Origin of the sequence: Paraperibacillus marinus (genome assembly GCF_046237605.1) — a bacterium.
In the GTDB taxonomy this organism is placed as follows: domain Bacteria; phylum Bacillota; class Bacilli; order Bacillales; family DSM-1321; genus Paraperibacillus; species Paraperibacillus marinus.
This window is the reverse complement of sequence record NZ_CP143542.1, coordinates 3,387,697-3,406,462: the sequence shown is the minus strand read 5'-3', so window position 1 is coordinate 3,406,462 and position 18,766 is coordinate 3,387,697. Positions and strand designations below refer to the sequence as shown.

Genomic DNA, 18,766 nt, shown 5'->3' with positions numbered 1-18,766 from the left:
GCAAGGAGAAAGCGGGTGGGTCTACAGAAACCTTTTTTGCTTTTACTATAAGAATGTTATACAGATAAAAAAGTTAGACAGGGGAAAGAATGCTAAATTCTATATTACTGGCCGCAGCGGTGGGGATTTATCGATAATAGACGGTTAGCGCATCACACAGGAGGAGGAAGACTTCTCATTCATGTGATGAAGGACTTATTAAATTTAATCCTGACCGGAAAAGTCCTTCATACCCCTGATGAAGGACATTTCGCCCTCAATCCTGAGTCAAAAAGTCCTTCATACCCCTGATGAAGGACATTTCGCTGTCCATTCCGAGTCAAAAAGTCCTTCATACCCCCGATGAAGGACATTTCGCTGTCCATTCCGAGTCAAAAAGTCCTTCATACTCCCGATGAAGGACATTTCGCCCTCAATCCTGAGTCAAAAAGTCCTTCATGCTGAATCCATAAGCAGCCGGGAGCGGGGCAGGGCATGCTTTATGATGTGCCATTTCACGCCGCTTTTATTAAGCTTCCCATATCAAACTCAGTTATCCCCGCGGGGCAAAGAGAATCAGGGCCGCTCCGGACAGGCAGATGGCAGCCCCGGCCCAGTCATAAAAATCCGGCGTTCTTATCAACCAGTCAGCCCCACAAAACAGCCAGCACGATGAAGATTCCTCCATAGGCGGCAGAGACCCGGCCAAAAGCCGGGAAGGACTGAAGCGCTGCGATTATCCAGTACAAAACAAGCGTGATGCCTCCAATCAGTCCGAGCAGGCAGGAGCGTCCTTCTCTCAGCCAGAGCCAGATCAGGTAGCCGCCGCCTATTTCAGCGATTCCGGCCAATATGAACAGTAAAAGTGCTTTTATGATATTCATCACTTCCTGTTTATCCTTCAATTTGACGTTAGCATTCTTGCAGGAAGAGGAAAACAGAGAGGGGGGCAGCTTCAATAGTGGAAGGATTGTTTTGCTCCCTGTGAGGGTAAAGTCTTCTGTGGCATCAATCAGACCGAACATGTATCACAGCTATGGAGGGAGAAGTTGGTTATATGCGAAAAGTCGTTATACTTGGAACCGGGCCTGCAGGGCTCACAGCTGCCATTTATCTGGCGAGGGCCAATATGAATCCTCTGGTGATCGAGGGCACAGAGCCTGGAGGACAGCTTACATTAACAACTGATGTAGAAAACTTCCCGGGATTCGCAACGGGTATTATGGGGCCGGAGCTCATCGAGAATATGAGGAAGCAGGCCGAACGTTTTGGAGCGGAGTTCAAACGTGGATGGGTGACGGAGGCGGACCTATCTTCTAGGCCGTTCACATTGAAGGCAGACGGAATCGGGGACATCCATACAGAGGCCCTGATTATATCTACTGGTGCTTCTGCGCGATTCCTTGATATTCCGGGGGAACAGGAAAATGTAGGGAAAGGTGTCAGCACCTGTGCAACTTGTGATGGCTTTTTCTTCCGCGGGAAAGAGGTGGTTATTGTTGGGGGAGGTGATTCCGCAATGGAGGAGGCACATTTCCTCACCAAATTCGCCAGCAAGGTTACGATTGTGCACAGGCGGAACGGACTGAGGGCGTCCAAGATCATGCAGGACCGCGCCAGGAGCAATCCTAAGATTGAGTGGTGCCTGAATCAGACACCAATTGAGGTGCAGGCTGACGCGCTTAAGGTGACCGGGCTGAAGGTGCGCGATAATGCTACCGGGCAAGAGAAAATCATTGGGACAGACGGAATTTTTGTCGCTATCGGACATACGCCAAACACTGCTTTCTTAGGCGGCCAGATTAAAACAGATGAAACAGGATATATCGAAGTGATACCAGGAACAACTGAAACCAATATTCCAGGTGTGTTCGCCTGCGGAGACGTGCAGGACAAGAAGTACCGCCAGGCCATAACGGCGGCAGGGTCTGGCTGCATGGCGGCACTTGATGCCGAAAAGTTTCTGGAAGGCAGTATGGTTCACGACTGGAGTGAATCCTTGAGTTCAGGGGAAACTTTGTAGCAGCCGGGAACACCATGGTAAAGGGGGCGGGAAAGTATGCAAATCACTAATGAAGCACGCAGCATGCTGAAGGGGCTGTTTGATAGATATGGGGCAGCCAATATCCGGATCCACTTTGAAAACCCTGGCTGAGGACAGAGCAGGGCGGGACTGGCTCTGGATGAGCCGGAAAAGACGGATATGACGATGACGGTCAATGGAATATCTGTAGCCATGGATCCGGGTGATGTAAAGCGTGCAGAAGCTTTGATCCTTGATGTTACCCCGGACGGGAAAGGAATGTTTTTTAAGGGTGACGGCAGGAAATGTTAAAGAGACCGCCAGTGAGGATACTGGCGGTCTTTCGCATGAGGCATGATTATTTGGCCTTCAGTTCATCTTCGGTAACCCATTTGTGGTTCATAACCCGTTCTCCGCCGGATACCGGTGTATAGTCAACCATATATACCGTCGTTTGTTCAGCTGTATCGATTGTACCTTTGGCGCCTTTCATGCCTTTCATATGGTCTGCAAGGATGGTAACTTCCTGTCCAGGTTTAAAGGGAGTATCCCCGGCATCCTTGATTTCTTCATGGATAATCCATTTATGGTTTTTTACAGGCTTGCCCCCGCCTTTTGGTGTATAAGAAATGCTATAGACGGTTGTATTGAAGGCACCGCTGATTTCTGCCTCCGCCCCTTTCATGCCTTCCATATGAGTGGCGGTAATGATTGCTTTACTCCCGACTTTAAACGCGGGATCCTCTGCTTTCTTTAATCCTTCAGGAACTTCCCCAGAGCTGGAATGATTCATTTCCTCATGCTGTTTTTCCTTTTCTGCTCCGTGGTTTTCATGTTCGGATGCTGAGCTGCAGCCGCCGAGGGCAAGCATAAGGGCTGAACTCAACCAGAAAAATTCCTTTTTCATGCTTTCATCTCCTTCGTTTTAAATCGGGCTATACTCCAGCTTACCCCGAAGTTATGAAGAAGTTATGAAGATGGACGGCTGATTAATCTGTTTGGGGAGGCGGAGATTGACAGCTGTACCTTCACCCCGCTGGCTGTCAATCCATATCTCGCCGTGATGGGCAGCGATAAGTTTTTTAACAATGGCGAGTCCTATTCCGCTGCCTCCTGTTTCACGACTGCGGGAGGCATCTTCCCGGAAGAATCGGTCAAAGACTTTTTCCAGTGACTGAGGGGCGATTCCGGTTCCGTTGTCTGTGACCTTTAACAGGACAGTATCTTTTTCTTCGATGGCGGAAATAATGACCTTGCCGCCTGGGCTTGTATATTTTAGTGAGTTCGATAGGAGATTAATCAGGATCTGCTTGAGTCTCTCTTGATCGAAAAAGAAAATTAATTCTCCTGTAAGACTGGCTGAAAGCTCGATATTCTTATTCTTAAATGAATCAGCCGCTGAGTCGATGCACTCTTTGATTAATTGTCTTAAGCTGCGACTTTCAAAAGACATCCGTAACTGGGGGGATTCAAGGGAATTTAATTGTTCAAGGTCCTGGATGAGGTGGATGAGGCGGTCGATTTCCCTGGTGCACGCCCTAAGACGTGGGGGTTCCGGCTCCCAGACTCTATCTTCAAATGCTTCCATAAAGCTCTTTAATGTGGAGAGAGGTGTGCGCAGCTCATGGGCGATATCTGCCGTCATGTCCTTTCGTGCCTGTTCCTGATTTTCCAGTTCTTGTGCGAGTGTGTTCAGGGACTGACCCAGGGCAGCCAGCTCATCCTGGCCCTCTGCAGCCACTCTTGTTCCCCAATTGCCCCTGGACATTTTTTCGGCGGCTGCCTTCATTTGAATCAGGGGAGATGAAAGCCTGCCGGCCGCAAAGTGGCTGATGATAAACACGAGGATGATGGACCCTGCCGCTGTAAAGAAAATGGACTCAAGCACTGCTCTCTCAAGATGGGTGCTAAGACTGCCCATGTTATGGCCAGCAGCGGATTCATCCTGGAACATCGAGAAATGGTAGTGGATTTCAAGTGCATAGACAATACTTGAAAAAATCAGGACAGATGTGGCTATTAATGATAAATGGAGTGTCAGCCGGGACCTGAGCCCTTTCTTCATGATCTTTCACCCGTAAATTTATAGCCTGCTCCAAAAGCCGTCACTAAATATACAGGCTTTTTTGGATTGGCCTCCATTTTGTGCCGCAGATTTTTAATATGCTGATCAATAATACGCGGTTCCCCTTCGAAATCATAGCCCAGCACCATGTCGACCAGCTGCTCCCTTGTGTAAATCCGCTGCGGATATTTAGCGAGGACGAGCAGCAGTTTATACTCACTCGGAGTAAGGCTGATGGATTCGCCGCGGACGCATACTTCCTGCCGGGATCTATCAATGGTAAGGTCTCCCTTATTAAAGGACACATATTCCGCTAAAAGAGCATCATTCTTTGTCCTCCGCATGATGGTTTTGATCCTCATGACCAGCTCACGCGGGCTGAAGGGTTTTACCATATAATCATCTGCACCAATGGCAAGGCCTTGCAGTTTATCATTTTCAGCAGCTTTTGCTGTCAGCATTATGATTGGCATGGCGGAAAATCTCCTGATTTCCCTGCAGACAGCCTCTCCTGTTATATCAGGCAGCATCAAGTCCAGAACCATGAAGTCAGGAGAATGCACAGCCGCCTGTGACAGGGCCTCCCTGCCGCTTGCCGCTTCAAGGGCTTCATAGCCTGCTTTCTTCAAATAAGATGAAATAACTTCGCGTATGTTCTTCTCATCATCGACTACCAGCACTTTTGTTCCCACCTGTGAAGCCTCCTTTTGATATTTCTAGTGTCTTTTTAATGTAGCATAGATGTCCAGGAATCCAAAAATCACATATTAAGACCGTACTTAAAAAGAGGGAGAGGGAGGATGAAGCGGAACTGAATAGCCGCCGGATTGAACCGGCGGCTTTTATCTGCTTTGAAGCAGAGCAGTCAGGGCCTGCTGAAGGGTATTGTATGTGCGTATATTTTTGAAATCAATCTGGAGGTTTGTGATTGTCTGTGCGATATTTGGACGGATGCCGGTTATATAGGTAGAAATTCCGAGCAGAGACAGGGCGTCTACAAGCTGGCGCTGCAGACCATCGGATCCACCATCGGTACTCCGGAGAGGTTTAGAATTACGTGTTCCACTTTCAGCCTGGATGCTTCGCTCAGAGCCACTTCCATCAGCTGCTTTGCCCTTGCTGTATCGATGGCCCCGACGAGTGGGATCACGGCAATTCCCTTGAGGAGGGGAACGACAGCACGGATAGCTCCTCAAGCGCTGTGCAGGCAGCAAGATTTTTTACGAAAGTGTTCATGGACCTCACCGAATGTTTGAAACACAATATCAATCCATTCATCAATCTTTTCAGTAATCTTAATAACAGTTAGAGGGGAAATAGCCTCTTGCTCAAGCTCGAGTGCGAACATTTCCCGGATGACCGGACGGACTGAAGCCAGGATACGGAGTGACTGTGCAAGCGATACTTCGTATTCTATGGTTAGTCTGGCTGCCTTTTCTGACCACTCGGAGACCTTTATGTAGACCTCATTAGCATCAAGCAGGAAAATTTGGCCGAAATAGGCAGACATATCACTTCGTAATTGTAAGATTCTGCAGAATCCATTCCGCATGTATTGAGATTTTCGTCAGTCTGGGCAAGAATTCAGCTGTTTAAGTTTTTTGCCAGCGTAAACCGATTATCCATGATTTTTTCGCCTATATACTTATATTCTTCGATTATGGGACACCTCTCTCAACTTTAAGGATAGAGTATGTCTTGTGACACTTTCTACTTTTTACAGGCGCGCCTCTCCACAAAAAAATAGAGCCGGCCATGAAAGCCAGACTCAACTATTGATTCCCAGCCTGTAACTAACAATCTCCCTCCTTTATAAAAGGTATATGGCTTTACGGATAAGCTTGATATCCTTCCAGATATATCTCTTGATACGCCTGTCTCTGCATTTAAGATATTCCCCGTAAAGCTGGTTCAGCTCGGTCCTGAAAATCGCCATTTCTCTTTGATTCTCCATATTATAGAAATACCCGCTGCAGCAGAAGTAAAAACTATTACATGTTTAATATATGGAAGTGGAGGTTAAGGATAATATAAGTGTAAGGGAGGAGAAGAGATGCCAGACCATAAATATGAATCAGTCATAAGAGTATTGCATGATTGCATGGAAGCCTGCAACAACTGTTTTGATGCCTGCCTGCAGGAGGAAAATGTGGGACATATGGCAGATTGTATCCGCCTTGATAGGGAATGCGCCGACATTTGCGGCTATTTTGAACAAGCCCTGGGACGTGCGACACCTTTTGTATCAGAGCTTGCTGCCATTTGTGCCACTATTTGTGAAGCATGCGGCAATGAATGCAAAAGGCATGATCATGATCACTGCCAGAGATGTGCTGAAGCCTGCTTTGCATGTGCAAGGGAATGCAGAGCATTGGCTGCGTTATGGAGTTAAGCCCTTCAATGAGGGCTTTTTTCTCCGTCCTGTAAGCCGATAGAAACAGCCTCAGTAAATATATTATTATTTTTATTCTTTACATAGGGTGGGGGGGTATAGTATGCTATGAGCAAGGAGGCGGTTGAATGGAAAATCAAGAAGCGTCCGGCCATTGCCATGATCCTTCTGAAGAAAGAAAAAGCCACCAATCAGAAGCAGTGAAAAAGAACCTGTCAGCCAGGCTGAACAGGATTGAAGGTCAAATCCGCGGCATTAAAGGCATGATTGAGAAAGATGTTTACTGCGATGATGTGATCACTCAGCTTGCATCCACTCAATCTGCTCTGAATAGTGTTGCCAAACTGCTTTTAGAGGGACATTTGAAAACGTGTGTGATGGACCGAATTTCTGAAGGGGATACAGAGGTTCTCGATGAAGTATTGATTACTATTGAAAAACTGATAAGAAAATAAAAGGAGCGATGAAAATGGAAAAGACAACAGTCAAGGTCAGCGGGATGAGCTGCGAACATTGTGTAAAAGCTATTGAAGGCGGAGTCGGGGAGCTGGCCGGAGTGGAACGAGTCCTCGTGGATTTATCAGCAGGGGAAGTGGCGGTTGAATACAATCCGGAAGCTGTAACCCTCAGCGAAATCAAAACTGCTATAGATGACCAGGGGTATGAAGCAGAATAACCAGAGATGGCGTGCTCTAAACAAGCACGTTTCTCTTAACACAAAAATATACCCCCTACCCCTATATAAGAGGTGAGAACGATGAATCAAAAACTAAAGGAAAGCCAGATTGGAATATCAGGCATGACTTGTGCGGCTTGTGCCGTAAGGATTGAGAAAGGGCTGCGGAAGCTCGAGGGAGTTGAGGAGGCAGCCGTCAATCTGGCTCTTGAAAGTTCTAAAATTACCTATGACTCCGCAAAGCTTACTGAACGGGATCTTGAACAAAAAATCAAGGATCTGGGCTACGAGCCGATTCTCGAGAAAAAACAGTTCAGCATTTCAGGTATGACCTGTGCGGCCTGTGCATCCCGAATAGAAAAGGGCCTTAGGAAAATGGAAGGAGTCAGCAGTGCTTCTGTTAACCTGGCTCTTGAGAGCGCCACAGTGGAATATAACCCTTCTGCAACCGGTACCGGTGACATCATAAAAAAAGTGGAGAAACTGGGTTACGGGGCAGTACCGGAAGAAAATGAAGAGAATGCTGCTGACCGGCGTCTGCGGGAAGTAAGAAAGCAGCAGTTGAGGCTGATGGTATCGGCCATCCTGTCTCTTCCGTTCCTGTGGGCGATGGTCAGCCACTTTTCATTCACATCTTTCATCTATCTTCCAGAAATGCTGATGAATCCATGGGTACAGCTTGCGTTAGCCACGCCTGTGCAGCTCATCATCGGCATGCCTTTTTATATAGGCGCCTATAAAGCTCTGAGGAATAAGAGTGCAAATATGGATGTTCTGGTCGCGCTTGGAACAAGTGCCGCCTATTTTTACAGTCTGTATGAAACCTTGAAGGGTATTGGCGGACACGGCCATATGCCGCAGCTTTATTACGAGACAAGTGCCATTCTGATTACGCTCATTATCCTGGGAAAGCTGTTAGAAGCAAAAGCGAAGGGCAGGTCTTCAGATGCCATCAAGAAGCTGATGGGATTGCAGGCAAAAACGGCTGTGGTCCTCCGGGACGGCAGGAAGGTGGAGCTTCCTTTGGAGGAAGTGGCGGCAGGGGATATTCTTTTCATTAAACCGGGTGAAAAGGTGCCGGTTGATGGGGAGATTCTGGAAGGCGTTTCATCGATTGACGAATCCATGCTGACAGGTGAAAGTATTCCTGTCGATAAGTCTCCAGGAGATTCTGTCATCGGTGCCACCATCAATATCAATGGCTCTTTAAAAATAAAGGCATTGAAGGTGGGCCGGGATACAGCCCTTTCACAGATCATCAGGGTTGTAGAGGAGGCACAGGGTTCCAAAGCTCCGATTCAGAGGCTGGCAGACAGGATTTCTGGCATTTTCGTACCGATTGTTGTCACGATTGCCATTATGACGTTCCTGGTCTGGTTTCTCTGGATCAGCCCGGGAAACTTCGCAGAGGCTCTTGAAAAACTGATTGCCGTTCTTGTGATCGCCTGTCCTTGTGCCCTGGGTCTCGCAACCCCTGTTTCTATCATGGCAGGTTCAGGCAGGGCTGCTGAATCAGGCATTCTCTTTAAGGGCGGGGAGCATCTTGAATTGGCACACCGTATCGATACGGTCATATTGGATAAAACCGGAACGATTACTAAAGGCGAACCGGAATTGACGGATATCCTCGTTCAGGATAAGTATAAAGAAGAAGAATTCCTGTCATGGGTGGGTGCCATTGAGGAACAGTCCGAGCATCCGCTGGCAAAGGCCATTGTCCGTGGCATCCAGGAGAGAGGCATTGGGCTTGCAAAAGCTGATCAGTTTGCGGCGGTTCCCGGATTTGGAGTGAAAGCCGAAGCGGGCGGACACAAAATATGGATTGGAACAAAGAGGCTGATGGCTGAAGCCGGTGCATCCACCGTAGGAGCTGAATCCATAATGGAAGGTCTTGAAGAAAAAGGCAAAACGGTCATGCTGGTGAGCGTGGATGGGGAATATGCCGGCATGATTGCCGTTGCAGATACAATTAAAGAAACATCAAGAGAAGCGGTCCAGCGCCTGAAGGAATTGGATATAGAGATTATCATGATCACAGGGGACAACGAAAGAACTGCCCGCACCATCGCCAGGGAAGCAGGCATAGATCACCTGATAGCCGAAGTCCTGCCGGAAGGAAAGGCAGAAGAGATCAAGAAACTTCAGCAGCAGGGCCGCAGAACCGCAATGGTCGGTGACGGAATCAATGACGCCCCGGCACTTGCTGCGGCTGATATAGGGATGGCTCTTGGAACAGGAACTGATATTGCAATGGAAGCCAGTGATATCACACTGATCAGCGGGGACCTGCAATCTATAGCCGATGCTTTGTATATGAGCAGGAAAACAATCCGGAACATCAAACAGAATTTATTCTGGGCATTTGCCTACAACGTGATTGGCATACCTATCGCAGCAGTAGGGCTGCTGGCACCATGGGTTGCCGGGGCAGCCATGGCCGTAAGCTCTGTGTCCGTGGTGGTAAATGCACTCAGGCTTCAAAGGATAAAATTATGAGAAACAGGGCGTCCTGTTTCTTTTTTCTGTGGAAAAGGGGCGGAGCTTCATGGATAAAAAGGCTTCCTGGATGGGCACATCATGCATTTTCCTGGCATTCCTGGTGTGTCTTGTTCCGCTCCACCGCCTTATTGTGTTTGTTCCTGCTATTCTCTGTGTTCTTTTCCATGCATGGGTTGTGAGCAGAAACCTCATGTTGGTTTTTTGTTAAATATTCTTAATGCTTTATCAAAAAAGCTTTTACATACCCTTAACTTCCTCTTAACACTATTAATTTAAGATTATAGCTGTAATAGTAAATAGTAGGAGGGTGTCCCATTGTTAAATAAGAGTCTTAAGAAAAAGCTGCTTCCGATTGCTGTATTATCCACGGTAGCCTTAGGTTCCCTGTATGGTTCGCTGGCTGTCGATGATGTACAGGCAAAAGCAAAAACGGAAAAAACACCGGAAATCAAAAATGTCATCTTTTTGATTGGTGATGGAATGGGAGTTTCCTATACATCCGCCTATCGATACTTAAAAGACAATCCAAACACAAAGGCTGTTGAAACTACTGAGTTTGATAAATATCTGACAGGGCAGCAAATGACCTACCCGGAAGATCCGGAACAAAATGTAACGGACTCAGCCGCGGCTGCAACCGCAATGAGTGCAGGCGTCAAAACCTATAATGCTGCAATCGGCGTGGATAATGACGGTTCCTCTGTAAAGACTGTGCTTGAGTCAGCCAAGGAAAACGGGAAATCGACCGGTCTGGTTGCGACTTCAGAAATTACGCATGCAACGCCTGCATCCTATGGTGCGCATGATGCAAACCGCAAGAATATGAATGCCATAGCAGACGATTATTTTGATGAAATGATCAAAGGCGAGCACAAGATCGATGTTATGCTGGGAGGCGGATCCGGCAACTTCATCAGGCAGGACCGGGATTTGACAAAGGAATTCAAGAAACACGGTTATTCGGTTGTTACGAACAAGCAGGAAATGCTGAAGGACAGGGGCACACACACCCTTGGGCTGTTTGCTCCCGGCGGCATGCCAAAAATGATTGACCGCGATTCTTCCATGCCTTCACTCGCGGATATGACGAACACTGCACTGAATAAACTGAATAAAGACAAGGACGGTTTCTTCCTGATGGTGGAAGGCAGCCAGATTGACTGGGCCGGCCATGACAATGATATCGTAGGCGCTATGAGTGAAATGGAAGACTTCGAGAAGGCATTCAAAAAGGCAATAGAGTTTGCCAAGAAGGACAAGCATACATTGGTGGTGGCAACTGCCGACCACTCAACAGGCGGCTATTCAATCGGTGCCAAAGGGAATTATAACTGGTTCGGAGCTCCGGTAGCGGCAGCAAAACGCACTCCGGATTGGATGGCTGAGCAGATTGCCAAAGGTGCAGACGTTGAAAAGACCTTGAATAGCTACTTGAAGCTGGAAATAACACCTGAAGAAATTCAATCTGTAAAGAATGCAGCCCAGACTAAAAAAGTTCTGGACATCGATAATTCAATAGAGGCAATTATCGATAATCGTTCGGTTACAGGCTGGACCACGGGAGGCCATACCGGCGAGGATGTAAACGTATATGCTTTTGGCCCGGGCAAAGAACTCTTTACCGGAAAGCTGGATAATACAGATCAGGCCAAAAATATTTTCAATATCTTAAAAAGAAACCGATAAAAGCAAAATTCCCGCTTGGAGGCATGCTTCCTGCGGGAAATTTTCTTTACATTTAATCCAGGGATAAAAGGGGATGCTTATATGAAAAAACTCATTATGCTCCTGATTTCTTCCAGCCTGCTCGCCGGCTGCAGCTTGGATAAGGAGAAAACGTTGGATGCTTCAGCAAAAGAAAAGCAGGAACAGACTGAAAAAAAGGTGTCCAGTAAGGACAGGGCAAAGTCACTCAATGATGTATATGTGCCAAATCCTCAGGTTCCCGATGACACATCCCTGTTAAAAAAGGGGCAGACCATCAGTGATGAAAAAGGGGAGATGGAGTTAAAGGGCATCGCTTCAGTAAACAAGGTATATAAAATCGGTTCCATTGAAATGAAGATAAAGAATGTAAAGGTTATGCGTAATATGCCAGTGTATTCTCTTATGGATTATTTCCATCCGTACACAGAAAACTATGAAGACTTTACTTACGTAAAAACAGAAGTTGAAATGGTGAACAAGGGGAAAGAAACGGTTCACTTTGGACCAGTCGCTGCCCTTAAGACAAGCAATGGAGAAAAGAAAACATTTGAAGATGACTTCTATATTGAATATTTGAATGGAAGCATAAAGCCAGGCGGCTCAAAGCAAGGTGCGATGGGGATGATTTTGGAGCAGGGAAAAAACGGGGTCCGATGGATCGAACTGACAACGAGCGATGTGCTCGGTCCGACGCATAAAAAGATCGCAGATGCTGTGACAATCAAGATTCCAATGAAGTAGGGGGAGGTCACCCTGCCGCGCTGCTTGAAAAATAGAGTTCAAAACCAGTATGATAGTGATAATGCCAGTTTCAGGGAGTGTTAACACTATGAATATCAAAAATACTGCCATCGCTGTTTTTTCAACCGCTTTTTTATTATCCGGGTGCGGTACTGAAGAAAACACACAAAAAGAGAGCAGTCACAAGCATAAGGCTGAAGAGATTCATGCAGAACATACGGCGGGCGATCTCAGGGTGGAAACGAAAAAGGATACAAAGCCAGCGTTTCTTGCCGAAAAGCCTGAGGACATGCAGATGCTTTATCTTGCTGTGTCACAGAACCAAAAGCTGCTTGAGCAGATGCCATGCTATTGCGGCTGCGGCGAGGAGGCAGGGCATAAAAGCAATTATGACTGTTTTATCTATGAAAAAAAAGATAATGGAAATATAGTTTGGGATGACCATGCCACACGCTGTGGCGTCTGCATGGAAATCGCTGCACAATCCATCATCGATCTCCAGGATGGAAAAACAATAGAAGAAATCCGGAAGCAGGTTGATGCAAAATATCAAAAAGGATTTGCAAAGCCAACACCCACCCCGCCAGTTGAAGCCCTCTAAAGGGCTTTTTATCTTTCTTGGCCCTTTTTGCTCATTCTAGTAGAAAAGACACGTCTCATCTAAAAATTAAACTTTATTAAGTGTGTTTTAATCCAAATGAAATATAATTGTAATTTTAATAGCGGTTTATTTTGTTATAATCAACCTATTGCTAAAAACAAAACAATTTATATAAATAAAAGATTAATAAAATTAACGGTTTAGATAGAGATAAATATATAGAGGATAGAGGGGAAATAATTGAAAAACAGTTTACTTAAAGTTTCACTGGTTGCCGGATTGGGCCTGATGAGCGTTGTCCCGCCTGTACAGGCTTCAACTATCAATCAGATGGAACAAAAAAAGCAGGAAGTACAGCAGAAAAAAAGCAAAGTCAATTCTGGAATCAATCAAGCTGAACAAACAATAAAAAGCCTTCAAGGCAAGCAGGCCACAACTGCAGAGAAAATCCAGATCCTGACCGATGCTATTAATGAAACAACCGCTCAAATTGACAAGAAAAACGTAGAGATTAAAGAAGTGAAGGCTGAGCTCGCTCAGCTGAAAAAAGAAATTACCATCATTAAGAAACGTATGGCCCAGCGTGAAGAACTGTTGAAGGAAAGGGCTCGTTCCATGCAGCAGAGCGGCGGCAATGCCGATTATCTGGAAGTTATCCTTGGCTCTAAAAGCTTCGGCGATTTTCTTGAAAGAGTGAACGCAGTTGCGACCATCATGGATGCAGACCAGGAAATCCTCCGCCAGCAGGAAGAAGACAAAAAGAAGCTGGAGCAGAGTCAGCAGCAGGCAGAAGATAAAGCTGTCAGCCTCCAAAATATGCTTAATGATCTTAAAGCCATGAAGGCCAAGCAGAAGGGTCAGGTTGTTGAATTAAGCCGCTTAATGAAACAGCTAAAGCATAAAGAAGAAGAAACTCATTCACACCAGATGGATCTGAAGGAGCAGGAGGAACTGCTTTCAGCCCAGGAGTCTTCTATACAGCAGGCCATCAACCTGGAAAAAACAAGACAGGCTGAACTGGCTGCTGCCCGAAAGCGTGCGGCTGAAGAAGCGAAACAGCGTGCGGCAGAAGCAGCGAAGCAGCAGGCTGCAGAAGCGGCAAGACAAAAAGCTGCCCAAGCAGCTGCACAGGCAGAACAAAGAGCGAAATCATCTTCAGCCAGTGAGCCGAAGAGAACATACAAATCAGCTCCAAAAGAAACGTACCATGCACCAGAACCAGCACCAAGTCCTGCTGTATCAAGCGGGAACTTTACAAGACCTGCAGCAGGGGCCCTTTCTTCGAACTATGGAGCAAGATGGGGAACCAAGCATATGGGCGTTGATATTGCTGCAAGGGGCTACGTTCCAGTCATGTCGGCAGCTGACGGGGTAGTAAGCCGTGCTTATACATCAAGCAGTTATGGCAATGTTGTATTTGTCTCACATTCCATTAATGGACAAGTGTATACGACTGTATATGCCCACATGCAAAGCTTTTCGGTCAGCACCGGCCAGGTAGTGGCAAAGGGCCAGCAGATCGGTGTCATGGGGAACACAGGCCAATCGACAGGCCAGCATCTTCATTTCGAACTGCATCGCGGTGAATGGAATGCAGCTAAATCGAATGCGGTCAACCCGATCGGAATCGTACCATTTTAATAGGTAAGTCAAAAAAAATCTGGCAGCACCGCTGCCAGATTTTTTTTTGTGTTCAGTGAGTTAAATCATACTCAGCAGCCATCCGCCCAGTGCGCCGGCAATCACTACCGCCCAGGAAGGAAACTTCCAGAAGGCAAGCATCCCGAACAGCAGCGCAGCAAAAGCAAAGTCCAGGGATGATCGGATGGTGCTCGTCCAAATGGGATCATAAAGGGCACCAGCCAGGATTCCCACGACTGCGGCGTTCACTCCAGCAAGAGCACCCCGGATGCTCTCTGAACTTCTAAGGGAATTCCAGAAGGGGAGTGATCCTGCGACGAGCAAGAAGGCCGGGAGAAAAATAGAAAATACCGCAAGCAGGCCGCCGGACCAGCCGCCCTTCACAGCCCCCAGGTATGCCGCAAAGGTAAAGAGGGGACCAGGAACGGCCTGGGCTGCCCCATAGCCGGCAAGGAATGTTTCTTTATCAAGCCAGCCTGCCGGGACAAATTCCCGCTCCAGAAGTGGAAGCACCACATGCCCGCCTCCAAATACGAGTGAACCGGAACGGTACAGGCTGTCTGCCATGGCAAGCCATTGGCTGGAAGAAACATTTCTTAACACCGGCAGCAGAATCAGCAGTGCTGCAAATACGATAAGAAAGATAATTCCTGATCGCCTCGAGATGGGAAGTTCTACGGAATCGGCTGTCTTTTCTCCAGAAGATTTAAGCAAAACATATCCCATTAGTCCAGAAATCACGATAATGGCGGGCTGGGTGACTGCTGCCGGCCAGAGAAGCACGGCTATCAGGGAGAAGAGGGCAATGGTTTTTTCTATAGAACCTGAAGCAAGCTTGGGTGCCATCCCAAGAATTGCATGTGCTACCACGGCGACAGCCACAATTTTTAATCCGTGAATCCATCCTGCCTCTGCTGCACTCCACTCGGTTACATACAAGGCAAATAGGATGAGCGCAATGGCAGAGGGAAGTGTAAACCCCAAAAAGGCCATGATACCGCCGCCAATTCCGCCCCTGATCATCCCGATGCCAATCCCCGCCTGGCTGCTGGCCGGACCGGGAAGGAACTGGCAGAGGGCGATGAGATCCGCATAGGCCTTCTCATCAATCCACTTTCTGCGCCGGACATATTCTTCGTGGAAATAGCCCAGATGGGCAATGGGCCCTCCGAATGAAGTCAAACCAAGCCGGAGGGAAACCAGGAAGATTTCCAGCATTCTATTATTGATGTGTTTATTCATGCACCTGCTCCTTTTTTTTTTGTTATAAATGATTATAGCCTTTCCATATTGTATCAAAACGAATATAACGATTGTTTTAAATAAATGTTAATTTGTTTGGCTATGGCGCCAAGAGGTAAAAGTAGAAGAGAAACCATAAATAAAGGAGTGGGGTTCATATGCAGCAGCATAACAATGATAACAAGGAAGAAAAAGGATCAAGTGCGAAACCTGGCAAGGAATACTCCAGGGAGGCTGAAGAGAATGATAATGGGCTGAACAATAACGATCTTTATGAAAAGATGGGGGATAATCCTGATCATAACCGGATCAAGGATGATTACCAGGGCAATTGAATAGCTTGCACCACAGGGGGCTGTCCAAAAAGGACAGCTCCTTTAATAAGGAGCAAAAGGGCTATTAATGAATTTGTAATAAAAAAACCGATACAATCTATGGTAAGATTAGTTTTATAGACTCTTAGCAGTAAGAGCAATCGATTAAAGAGGGAAGAAAACATCAAATGTTGAAAAAAATATTGAAAGCATATGATTATCCGGTATTTTTTACGGTTATAGTTCTTTGTTTGTTTGGACTGCTTATGGTTTACAGTTCCAGCATGATAACGGCAGTGGCCCGCTGGGGCTATTCGGCCGATCACTTTTATGAGAGGCAGAAAGTTGCTTTTATCGCAGCTTTTCTTTGTATGCTGGTAACCATGTTTTTCCCGTATCAGCTCTATAAACATCCCAGATTTCTGCTTACTATGATGGGCGGCACCATCGGTTTGCTGCTGCTAGTATTTGTATTCGGACGTTCGGCAGGGAACGCCCAGAGCTGGCTTGCCCTGGGAGGATTTAACCTTCAGCCGGCCGAGGTGGCAAAACTCGCAGTGATCATCTATCTCGCTGCTATCTATTCCAAGAGGCAGGACAAGATTAATAACATTGATAAAGCAGTAATGCCTACCATGATTTTCCTTTTGACCATCTGCTTTTTCATAGCAATCCAGCCCGATTATGGAAATGTCGCCATTATCGCAGCCATTGCGGGAACCATTTTGATGTCATCCGGGATGTCGCTGAAAAGCCTGTCAAAGATTGCCTCCATTCTCGCAATCGGTGTTGCAGTCATCGGGCTTGTCGTATTGGTCACCGGGAATTACTCTACAGTAGTGTCCGAAGAACGGGTATCCAGATTCACAGGCTTGAAGGAACCATTCAAAACGGAACAGGACGAAGGCTACCATCTGGCTAATTCCCTTCTTGCGATTGGCTCTGGCGGAGTCAAGGGTCTCGGACTTGGGCAGAGTATCCAGAAATACGGCTATCTCCCTGAATCACACACAGATTTCATCATTTCGATCATTGCGGAAGAGCTTGGCTTTTTCGGGGTTGCCCTTGTGCTGGGCGGGCTTGGGTTTATAGTCCTTCGGGGCTTTCTGCTTGCGGCAAGATGCAAGGATGCATTTGGCAGCCTGCTTTTGATCGGCATATCCTCCATGATTGGCATACAGGTTATGATTAATCTGGGAGGTGCAACCGGCCTTCTGCCTATCACGGGCATAACGCTGCCATTTATCAGCTACGGCGGCTCCTCACTTATTTTGCTGATGGCCTCAATGGGCATCTACCAAAACGTTATAATGAAAATGAATCTTAAGAAAAAAGAAAGCCTATAATACCAGAAAGCAGCACGCCAGCTCGGTGTGCTGCTTTTTCTTGCATTCAAAAAGTATGGGCAATCTATGAAATTGAAATATATTTGAAACATTTCCCGACAAAGTGCGTGGTATAATAGTCTAGTAAATTGGATAAACGTGTAAGTTTACCCAATATTTTTGGGGATTTTAGCATTTAAAAGCGAAATAGATAACTATAGAAATAGGCGGGGGAAAGTTTTGAGAAAAATAGTCGCATTGATCATGGCAGCCCTTCTAGTAACAGGACTTGTGAATCCGGCTGCGGCTGCAGCGTCACTCACTGATATGCAGGTGAAAAAGAAAAAAATCGAAACACAGCAAAATAAGGTGCAATCCGGCATACATGCTGCCGAAAACAGGATCCAAAACCTTCAGGGCCAGCAGAAAACCCTTGTAGAAGAAATCGAGGATCTCAATAAAAAGCTTCTCGAAACAGCCGCACGGATTGAAGATAAAACGAAAAAAATTGAAGAGGCAAACAAGAAGATAGAAGAACTCAATTCGGAAATCCTCATCATCATGGACAGAATCCAAAAAAGGGAGGAGCTTCTCAAGGAGCGGGCGCGGGCCATGCAGCAGAACGGGGGCAATGCGGATTATCTGGAAGTGATTCTCGGTGCAAAAAGTTTTGGCAACTTCCTGGAGAGAGTTTCTGCGGTGTCTGCCATCATGGAGGCAGACCGGGACATCATCCGTGAGCAGGAGGAAGATCAGAAAGAGCTGGAAAAAAGGGAAGAGAAGCTGAAGGAAGAACGTGCTTCCCTGCAGACCATGCTTGAGGATCTCAAAAACCTGCAGGCCCAGCAGAACAGGCAGAAGGCAAGCAAAAAAGAGTTGATAAAAAAGCTTAGAAAGCAAGAGCAGGAGACCCATAGCCATAAGATGGACTTGAAGGAAGAGGAAGAACTCCTGACCGCACAGGCGGCCGCCATTCAACAGGCTATTACGCTTGAGAAGAAGAGGCTGGCAGAGCTGGAGGCAGCAAGGAAACGGGCGGCGGAGGAAGCAGCAATGGCTTCTGTTTCCGGGACAGCTGTATCAGGCACAGCAGTGAGGCCTTCCATTTCTAGCGGCACTTTCACTACCCCTGCCAGCGGAATTCTTTCATCTAATTTTGGTCCTCGCAGCGGCGGGCGCCATATGGGTGTGGACATCGCCAATTCAGGCTCCAATGTCACGGTTGTTTCAGCAGCGGATGGAGTGGTAAGCAAATCCTATCTGTCCTCAAGCTACGGTAACGTGATTTTTGTTACACATTCCATCAAAGGGAAAGTGTATACCACTGTTTATGCGCACCTTAAGGCAAGATATGCCGGCACCGGTCAAGTAGTAGCGAAGGGACAGCAAATCGGGGTGATGGGCAATACAGGAGAATCGCGAGGACAGCACCTGCATTTCGAATTGCATCAGGGTCCATGGAATCAAAATAAAACGAATGCATTAAATCCTATTGGAATTGTGCCATTTTAACAAACAGAAAGAAAGCACCTCATCCGATGAGGTGCTTTCTTGCAGATCA

General features: G+C 46.9%; 19 protein-coding genes and 1 pseudogene. 13 read left to right on the top strand and 7 right to left on the bottom strand.

Annotated features, from left to right (window positions below; genetic code table 11):
* Positions 1 to 532: 532 nt before the first annotated feature.
* Positions 533 to 857 (bottom strand): annotated as a pseudogene (locus V1498_RS17160) (YnfA family protein).
* Positions 858 to 1,036: 179 nt separating this feature from the next.
* Here V1498_RS17160 and trxB point away from each other — a divergent pair.
* Together trxB and V1498_RS17150 are read left to right on the top strand one after the other, a co-directional pair.
* Positions 1,037 to 2,002, top strand: coding sequence for a thioredoxin-disulfide reductase (trxB, locus tag V1498_RS17155; protein WP_409294905.1), 966 nt, complete (start codon positions 1,037 to 1,039; stop codon positions 2,000 to 2,002).
* Between the two features lie 180 nt (positions 2,003 to 2,182).
* The gene (locus V1498_RS17150; RefSeq protein WP_409294903.1) at positions 2,183 to 2,314 is read left to right on the top strand and encodes a hypothetical protein; all 132 of its coding nucleotides are present in this window, start codon (positions 2,183 to 2,185) and stop codon (positions 2,312 to 2,314) included.
* A gap of 46 nt (positions 2,315 to 2,360) precedes the next feature.
* On the opposite strand, the gene V1498_RS17145 is transcribed toward V1498_RS17150, so the two are convergent.
* From V1498_RS17145 to V1498_RS17125, 5 genes are all read right to left on the bottom strand, one after another.
* The gene (locus tag V1498_RS17145) at positions 2,361 to 2,909 is read right to left on the bottom strand and encodes a YdhK family protein (protein WP_409294901.1); all 549 of its coding nucleotides are present in this window, start codon (positions 2,907 to 2,909) and stop codon (positions 2,361 to 2,363) included.
* A gap of 51 nt (positions 2,910 to 2,960) precedes the next feature.
* Positions 2,961 to 4,067, bottom strand: a complete 1,107-nt coding sequence (locus V1498_RS17140) for a sensor histidine kinase (RefSeq protein WP_409294899.1) — start codon at positions 4,065 to 4,067, stop codon at positions 2,961 to 2,963.
* Positions 4,064 to 4,759: a response regulator transcription factor gene (locus tag V1498_RS17135; RefSeq protein ID WP_409294897.1), complete on the bottom strand. Its 696-nt coding sequence runs from the start codon at positions 4,757 to 4,759 to the stop codon at positions 4,064 to 4,066. The genes V1498_RS17140 and V1498_RS17135 overlap by 4 nt, the downstream gene beginning before the upstream one ends.
* 302 nt (positions 4,760 to 5,061) lie before the next feature.
* Positions 5,062 to 5,217: an STAS domain-containing protein gene (locus V1498_RS17130; protein WP_409294895.1), complete on the bottom strand. Its 156-nt coding sequence runs from the start codon at positions 5,215 to 5,217 to the stop codon at positions 5,062 to 5,064.
* 42 nt (positions 5,218 to 5,259) lie between these two features.
* Complete coding sequence (locus tag V1498_RS17125) at positions 5,260 to 5,577, bottom strand: hypothetical protein (RefSeq protein WP_409294893.1); 318 nt, start codon at positions 5,575 to 5,577, stop codon at positions 5,260 to 5,262.
* 543 nt (positions 5,578 to 6,120) lie between these two features.
* Here V1498_RS17125 and V1498_RS17120 point away from each other — a divergent pair.
* The 8 genes from V1498_RS17120 (at position 6,121) to V1498_RS17085 (ending at position 14,324) form a co-directional block, all read left to right on the top strand.
* Positions 6,121 to 6,459, top strand: coding sequence for a four-helix bundle copper-binding protein (locus V1498_RS17120; protein ID WP_409294891.1), 339 nt, complete (start codon positions 6,121 to 6,123; stop codon positions 6,457 to 6,459).
* Positions 6,460 to 6,587: 128 nt separating this feature from the next.
* Positions 6,588 to 6,914, top strand: coding sequence for a metal-sensitive transcriptional regulator (locus V1498_RS17115; RefSeq protein ID WP_409294889.1), 327 nt, complete (start codon positions 6,588 to 6,590; stop codon positions 6,912 to 6,914).
* Positions 6,915 to 6,928: 14 nt separating this feature from the next.
* Positions 6,929 to 7,135 carry a copper chaperone CopZ gene (gene copZ / locus V1498_RS17110; protein ID WP_409294887.1) on the top strand — a complete coding sequence of 69 codons (207 nt, stop codon included), beginning with the start codon at positions 6,929 to 6,931 and terminating at the stop codon, positions 7,133 to 7,135.
* Between the two features lie 81 nt (positions 7,136 to 7,216).
* Positions 7,217 to 9,631 (top strand): heavy metal translocating P-type ATPase, encoded by a 2,415-nt coding sequence (locus V1498_RS17105; protein WP_409294885.1) that lies wholly within the window; start codon positions 7,217 to 7,219, stop codon positions 9,629 to 9,631.
* Between the two features lie 318 nt (positions 9,632 to 9,949).
* Positions 9,950 to 11,320, top strand: a complete 1,371-nt coding sequence (locus tag V1498_RS17100; protein WP_409294883.1) for an alkaline phosphatase — start codon at positions 9,950 to 9,952, stop codon at positions 11,318 to 11,320.
* 81 nt (positions 11,321 to 11,401) lie between these two features.
* Positions 11,402 to 12,082 (top strand): DUF4352 domain-containing protein, encoded by a 681-nt coding sequence (locus tag V1498_RS17095; RefSeq protein ID WP_409294881.1) that lies wholly within the window; start codon positions 11,402 to 11,404, stop codon positions 12,080 to 12,082.
* An 88-nt stretch (positions 12,083 to 12,170) separates the two neighbouring features.
* Positions 12,171 to 12,683 carry a PCYCGC motif-containing (lipo)protein gene (locus V1498_RS17090; RefSeq protein ID WP_409294879.1) on the top strand — a complete coding sequence of 171 codons (513 nt, stop codon included), beginning with the start codon at positions 12,171 to 12,173 and terminating at the stop codon, positions 12,681 to 12,683.
* A 240-nt stretch (positions 12,684 to 12,923) separates the two neighbouring features.
* The gene (locus V1498_RS17085; RefSeq protein ID WP_409294877.1) at positions 12,924 to 14,324 is read left to right on the top strand and encodes a murein hydrolase activator EnvC family protein; all 1,401 of its coding nucleotides are present in this window, start codon (positions 12,924 to 12,926) and stop codon (positions 14,322 to 14,324) included.
* 60 nt (positions 14,325 to 14,384) lie between these two features.
* Here the strand turns inward: V1498_RS17085 and chrA are convergent, their stop codons facing one another.
* On the bottom strand, positions 14,385 to 15,566 hold the full coding sequence (gene chrA / locus V1498_RS17080; protein ID WP_409294875.1) for a chromate efflux transporter: 1,182 nt from the start codon (positions 15,564 to 15,566) through the stop codon (positions 14,385 to 14,387).
* Positions 15,567 to 15,724: 158 nt separating this feature from the next.
* On the opposite strand from chrA, the gene V1498_RS17075 reads away from it, so the two are divergent.
* The 3 genes from V1498_RS17075 to V1498_RS17065 all read left to right on the top strand — a co-directional run bounded on the left by V1498_RS17075 (position 15,725) and on the right by V1498_RS17065 (position 18,717).
* Positions 15,725 to 15,901, top strand: a complete 177-nt coding sequence (locus V1498_RS17075; RefSeq protein WP_409294873.1) for a hypothetical protein — start codon at positions 15,725 to 15,727, stop codon at positions 15,899 to 15,901.
* A gap of 167 nt (positions 15,902 to 16,068) precedes the next feature.
* Positions 16,069 to 17,226, top strand: coding sequence for an FtsW/RodA/SpoVE family cell cycle protein (locus tag V1498_RS17070; protein WP_409294871.1), 1,158 nt, complete (start codon positions 16,069 to 16,071; stop codon positions 17,224 to 17,226).
* 219 nt (positions 17,227 to 17,445) lie between these two features.
* Positions 17,446 to 18,717, top strand: a complete 1,272-nt coding sequence (locus V1498_RS17065; protein WP_409294870.1) for a murein hydrolase activator EnvC family protein — start codon at positions 17,446 to 17,448, stop codon at positions 18,715 to 18,717.
* Positions 18,718 to 18,766: the final 49 nt, after the last annotated feature.

Excerpts from the sequence above, each read along its gene's own strand:
- trxB (WP_409294905.1), top strand. The coding sequence starts at position 1,037 with ATGCGAAAAGTCGTTATACTTGGAACCGGGCCTGCAGGGCTCACAGCT.
- V1498_RS17150 (WP_409294903.1), top strand. The coding sequence starts at position 2,183 with ATGACGATGACGGTCAATGGAATATCTGTAGCCATGGATCCGGGTGAT.
- V1498_RS17145 (WP_409294901.1), bottom strand. The coding sequence starts at position 2,909 with ATGAAAAAGGAATTTTTCTGGTTGAGTTCAGCCCTTATGCTTGCCCTC.
- V1498_RS17140 (WP_409294899.1), bottom strand. The coding sequence starts at position 4,067 with ATGAAGAAAGGGCTCAGGTCCCGGCTGACACTCCATTTATCATTAATA.
- V1498_RS17125 (WP_409294893.1), bottom strand. The coding sequence starts at position 5,577 with ATGTCTGCCTATTTCGGCCAAATTTTCCTGCTTGATGCTAATGAGGTC.
- V1498_RS17120 (WP_409294891.1), top strand. The coding sequence starts at position 6,121 with ATGCCAGACCATAAATATGAATCAGTCATAAGAGTATTGCATGATTGC.
- V1498_RS17115 (WP_409294889.1), top strand. The coding sequence starts at position 6,588 with ATGGAAAATCAAGAAGCGTCCGGCCATTGCCATGATCCTTCTGAAGAA.
- copZ (WP_409294887.1), top strand. The coding sequence starts at position 6,929 with ATGGAAAAGACAACAGTCAAGGTCAGCGGGATGAGCTGCGAACATTGT.
- V1498_RS17105 (WP_409294885.1), top strand. The coding sequence starts at position 7,217 with ATGAATCAAAAACTAAAGGAAAGCCAGATTGGAATATCAGGCATGACT.
- V1498_RS17095 (WP_409294881.1), top strand. The coding sequence starts at position 11,402 with ATGAAAAAACTCATTATGCTCCTGATTTCTTCCAGCCTGCTCGCCGGC.
- V1498_RS17090 (WP_409294879.1), top strand. The coding sequence starts at position 12,171 with ATGAATATCAAAAATACTGCCATCGCTGTTTTTTCAACCGCTTTTTTA.
- chrA (WP_409294875.1), bottom strand. The coding sequence starts at position 15,566 with ATGAATAAACACATCAATAATAGAATGCTGGAAATCTTCCTGGTTTCC.
- V1498_RS17075 (WP_409294873.1), top strand. The coding sequence starts at position 15,725 with ATGCAGCAGCATAACAATGATAACAAGGAAGAAAAAGGATCAAGTGCG.
- V1498_RS17070 (WP_409294871.1), top strand. The coding sequence starts at position 16,069 with ATGTTGAAAAAAATATTGAAAGCATATGATTATCCGGTATTTTTTACG.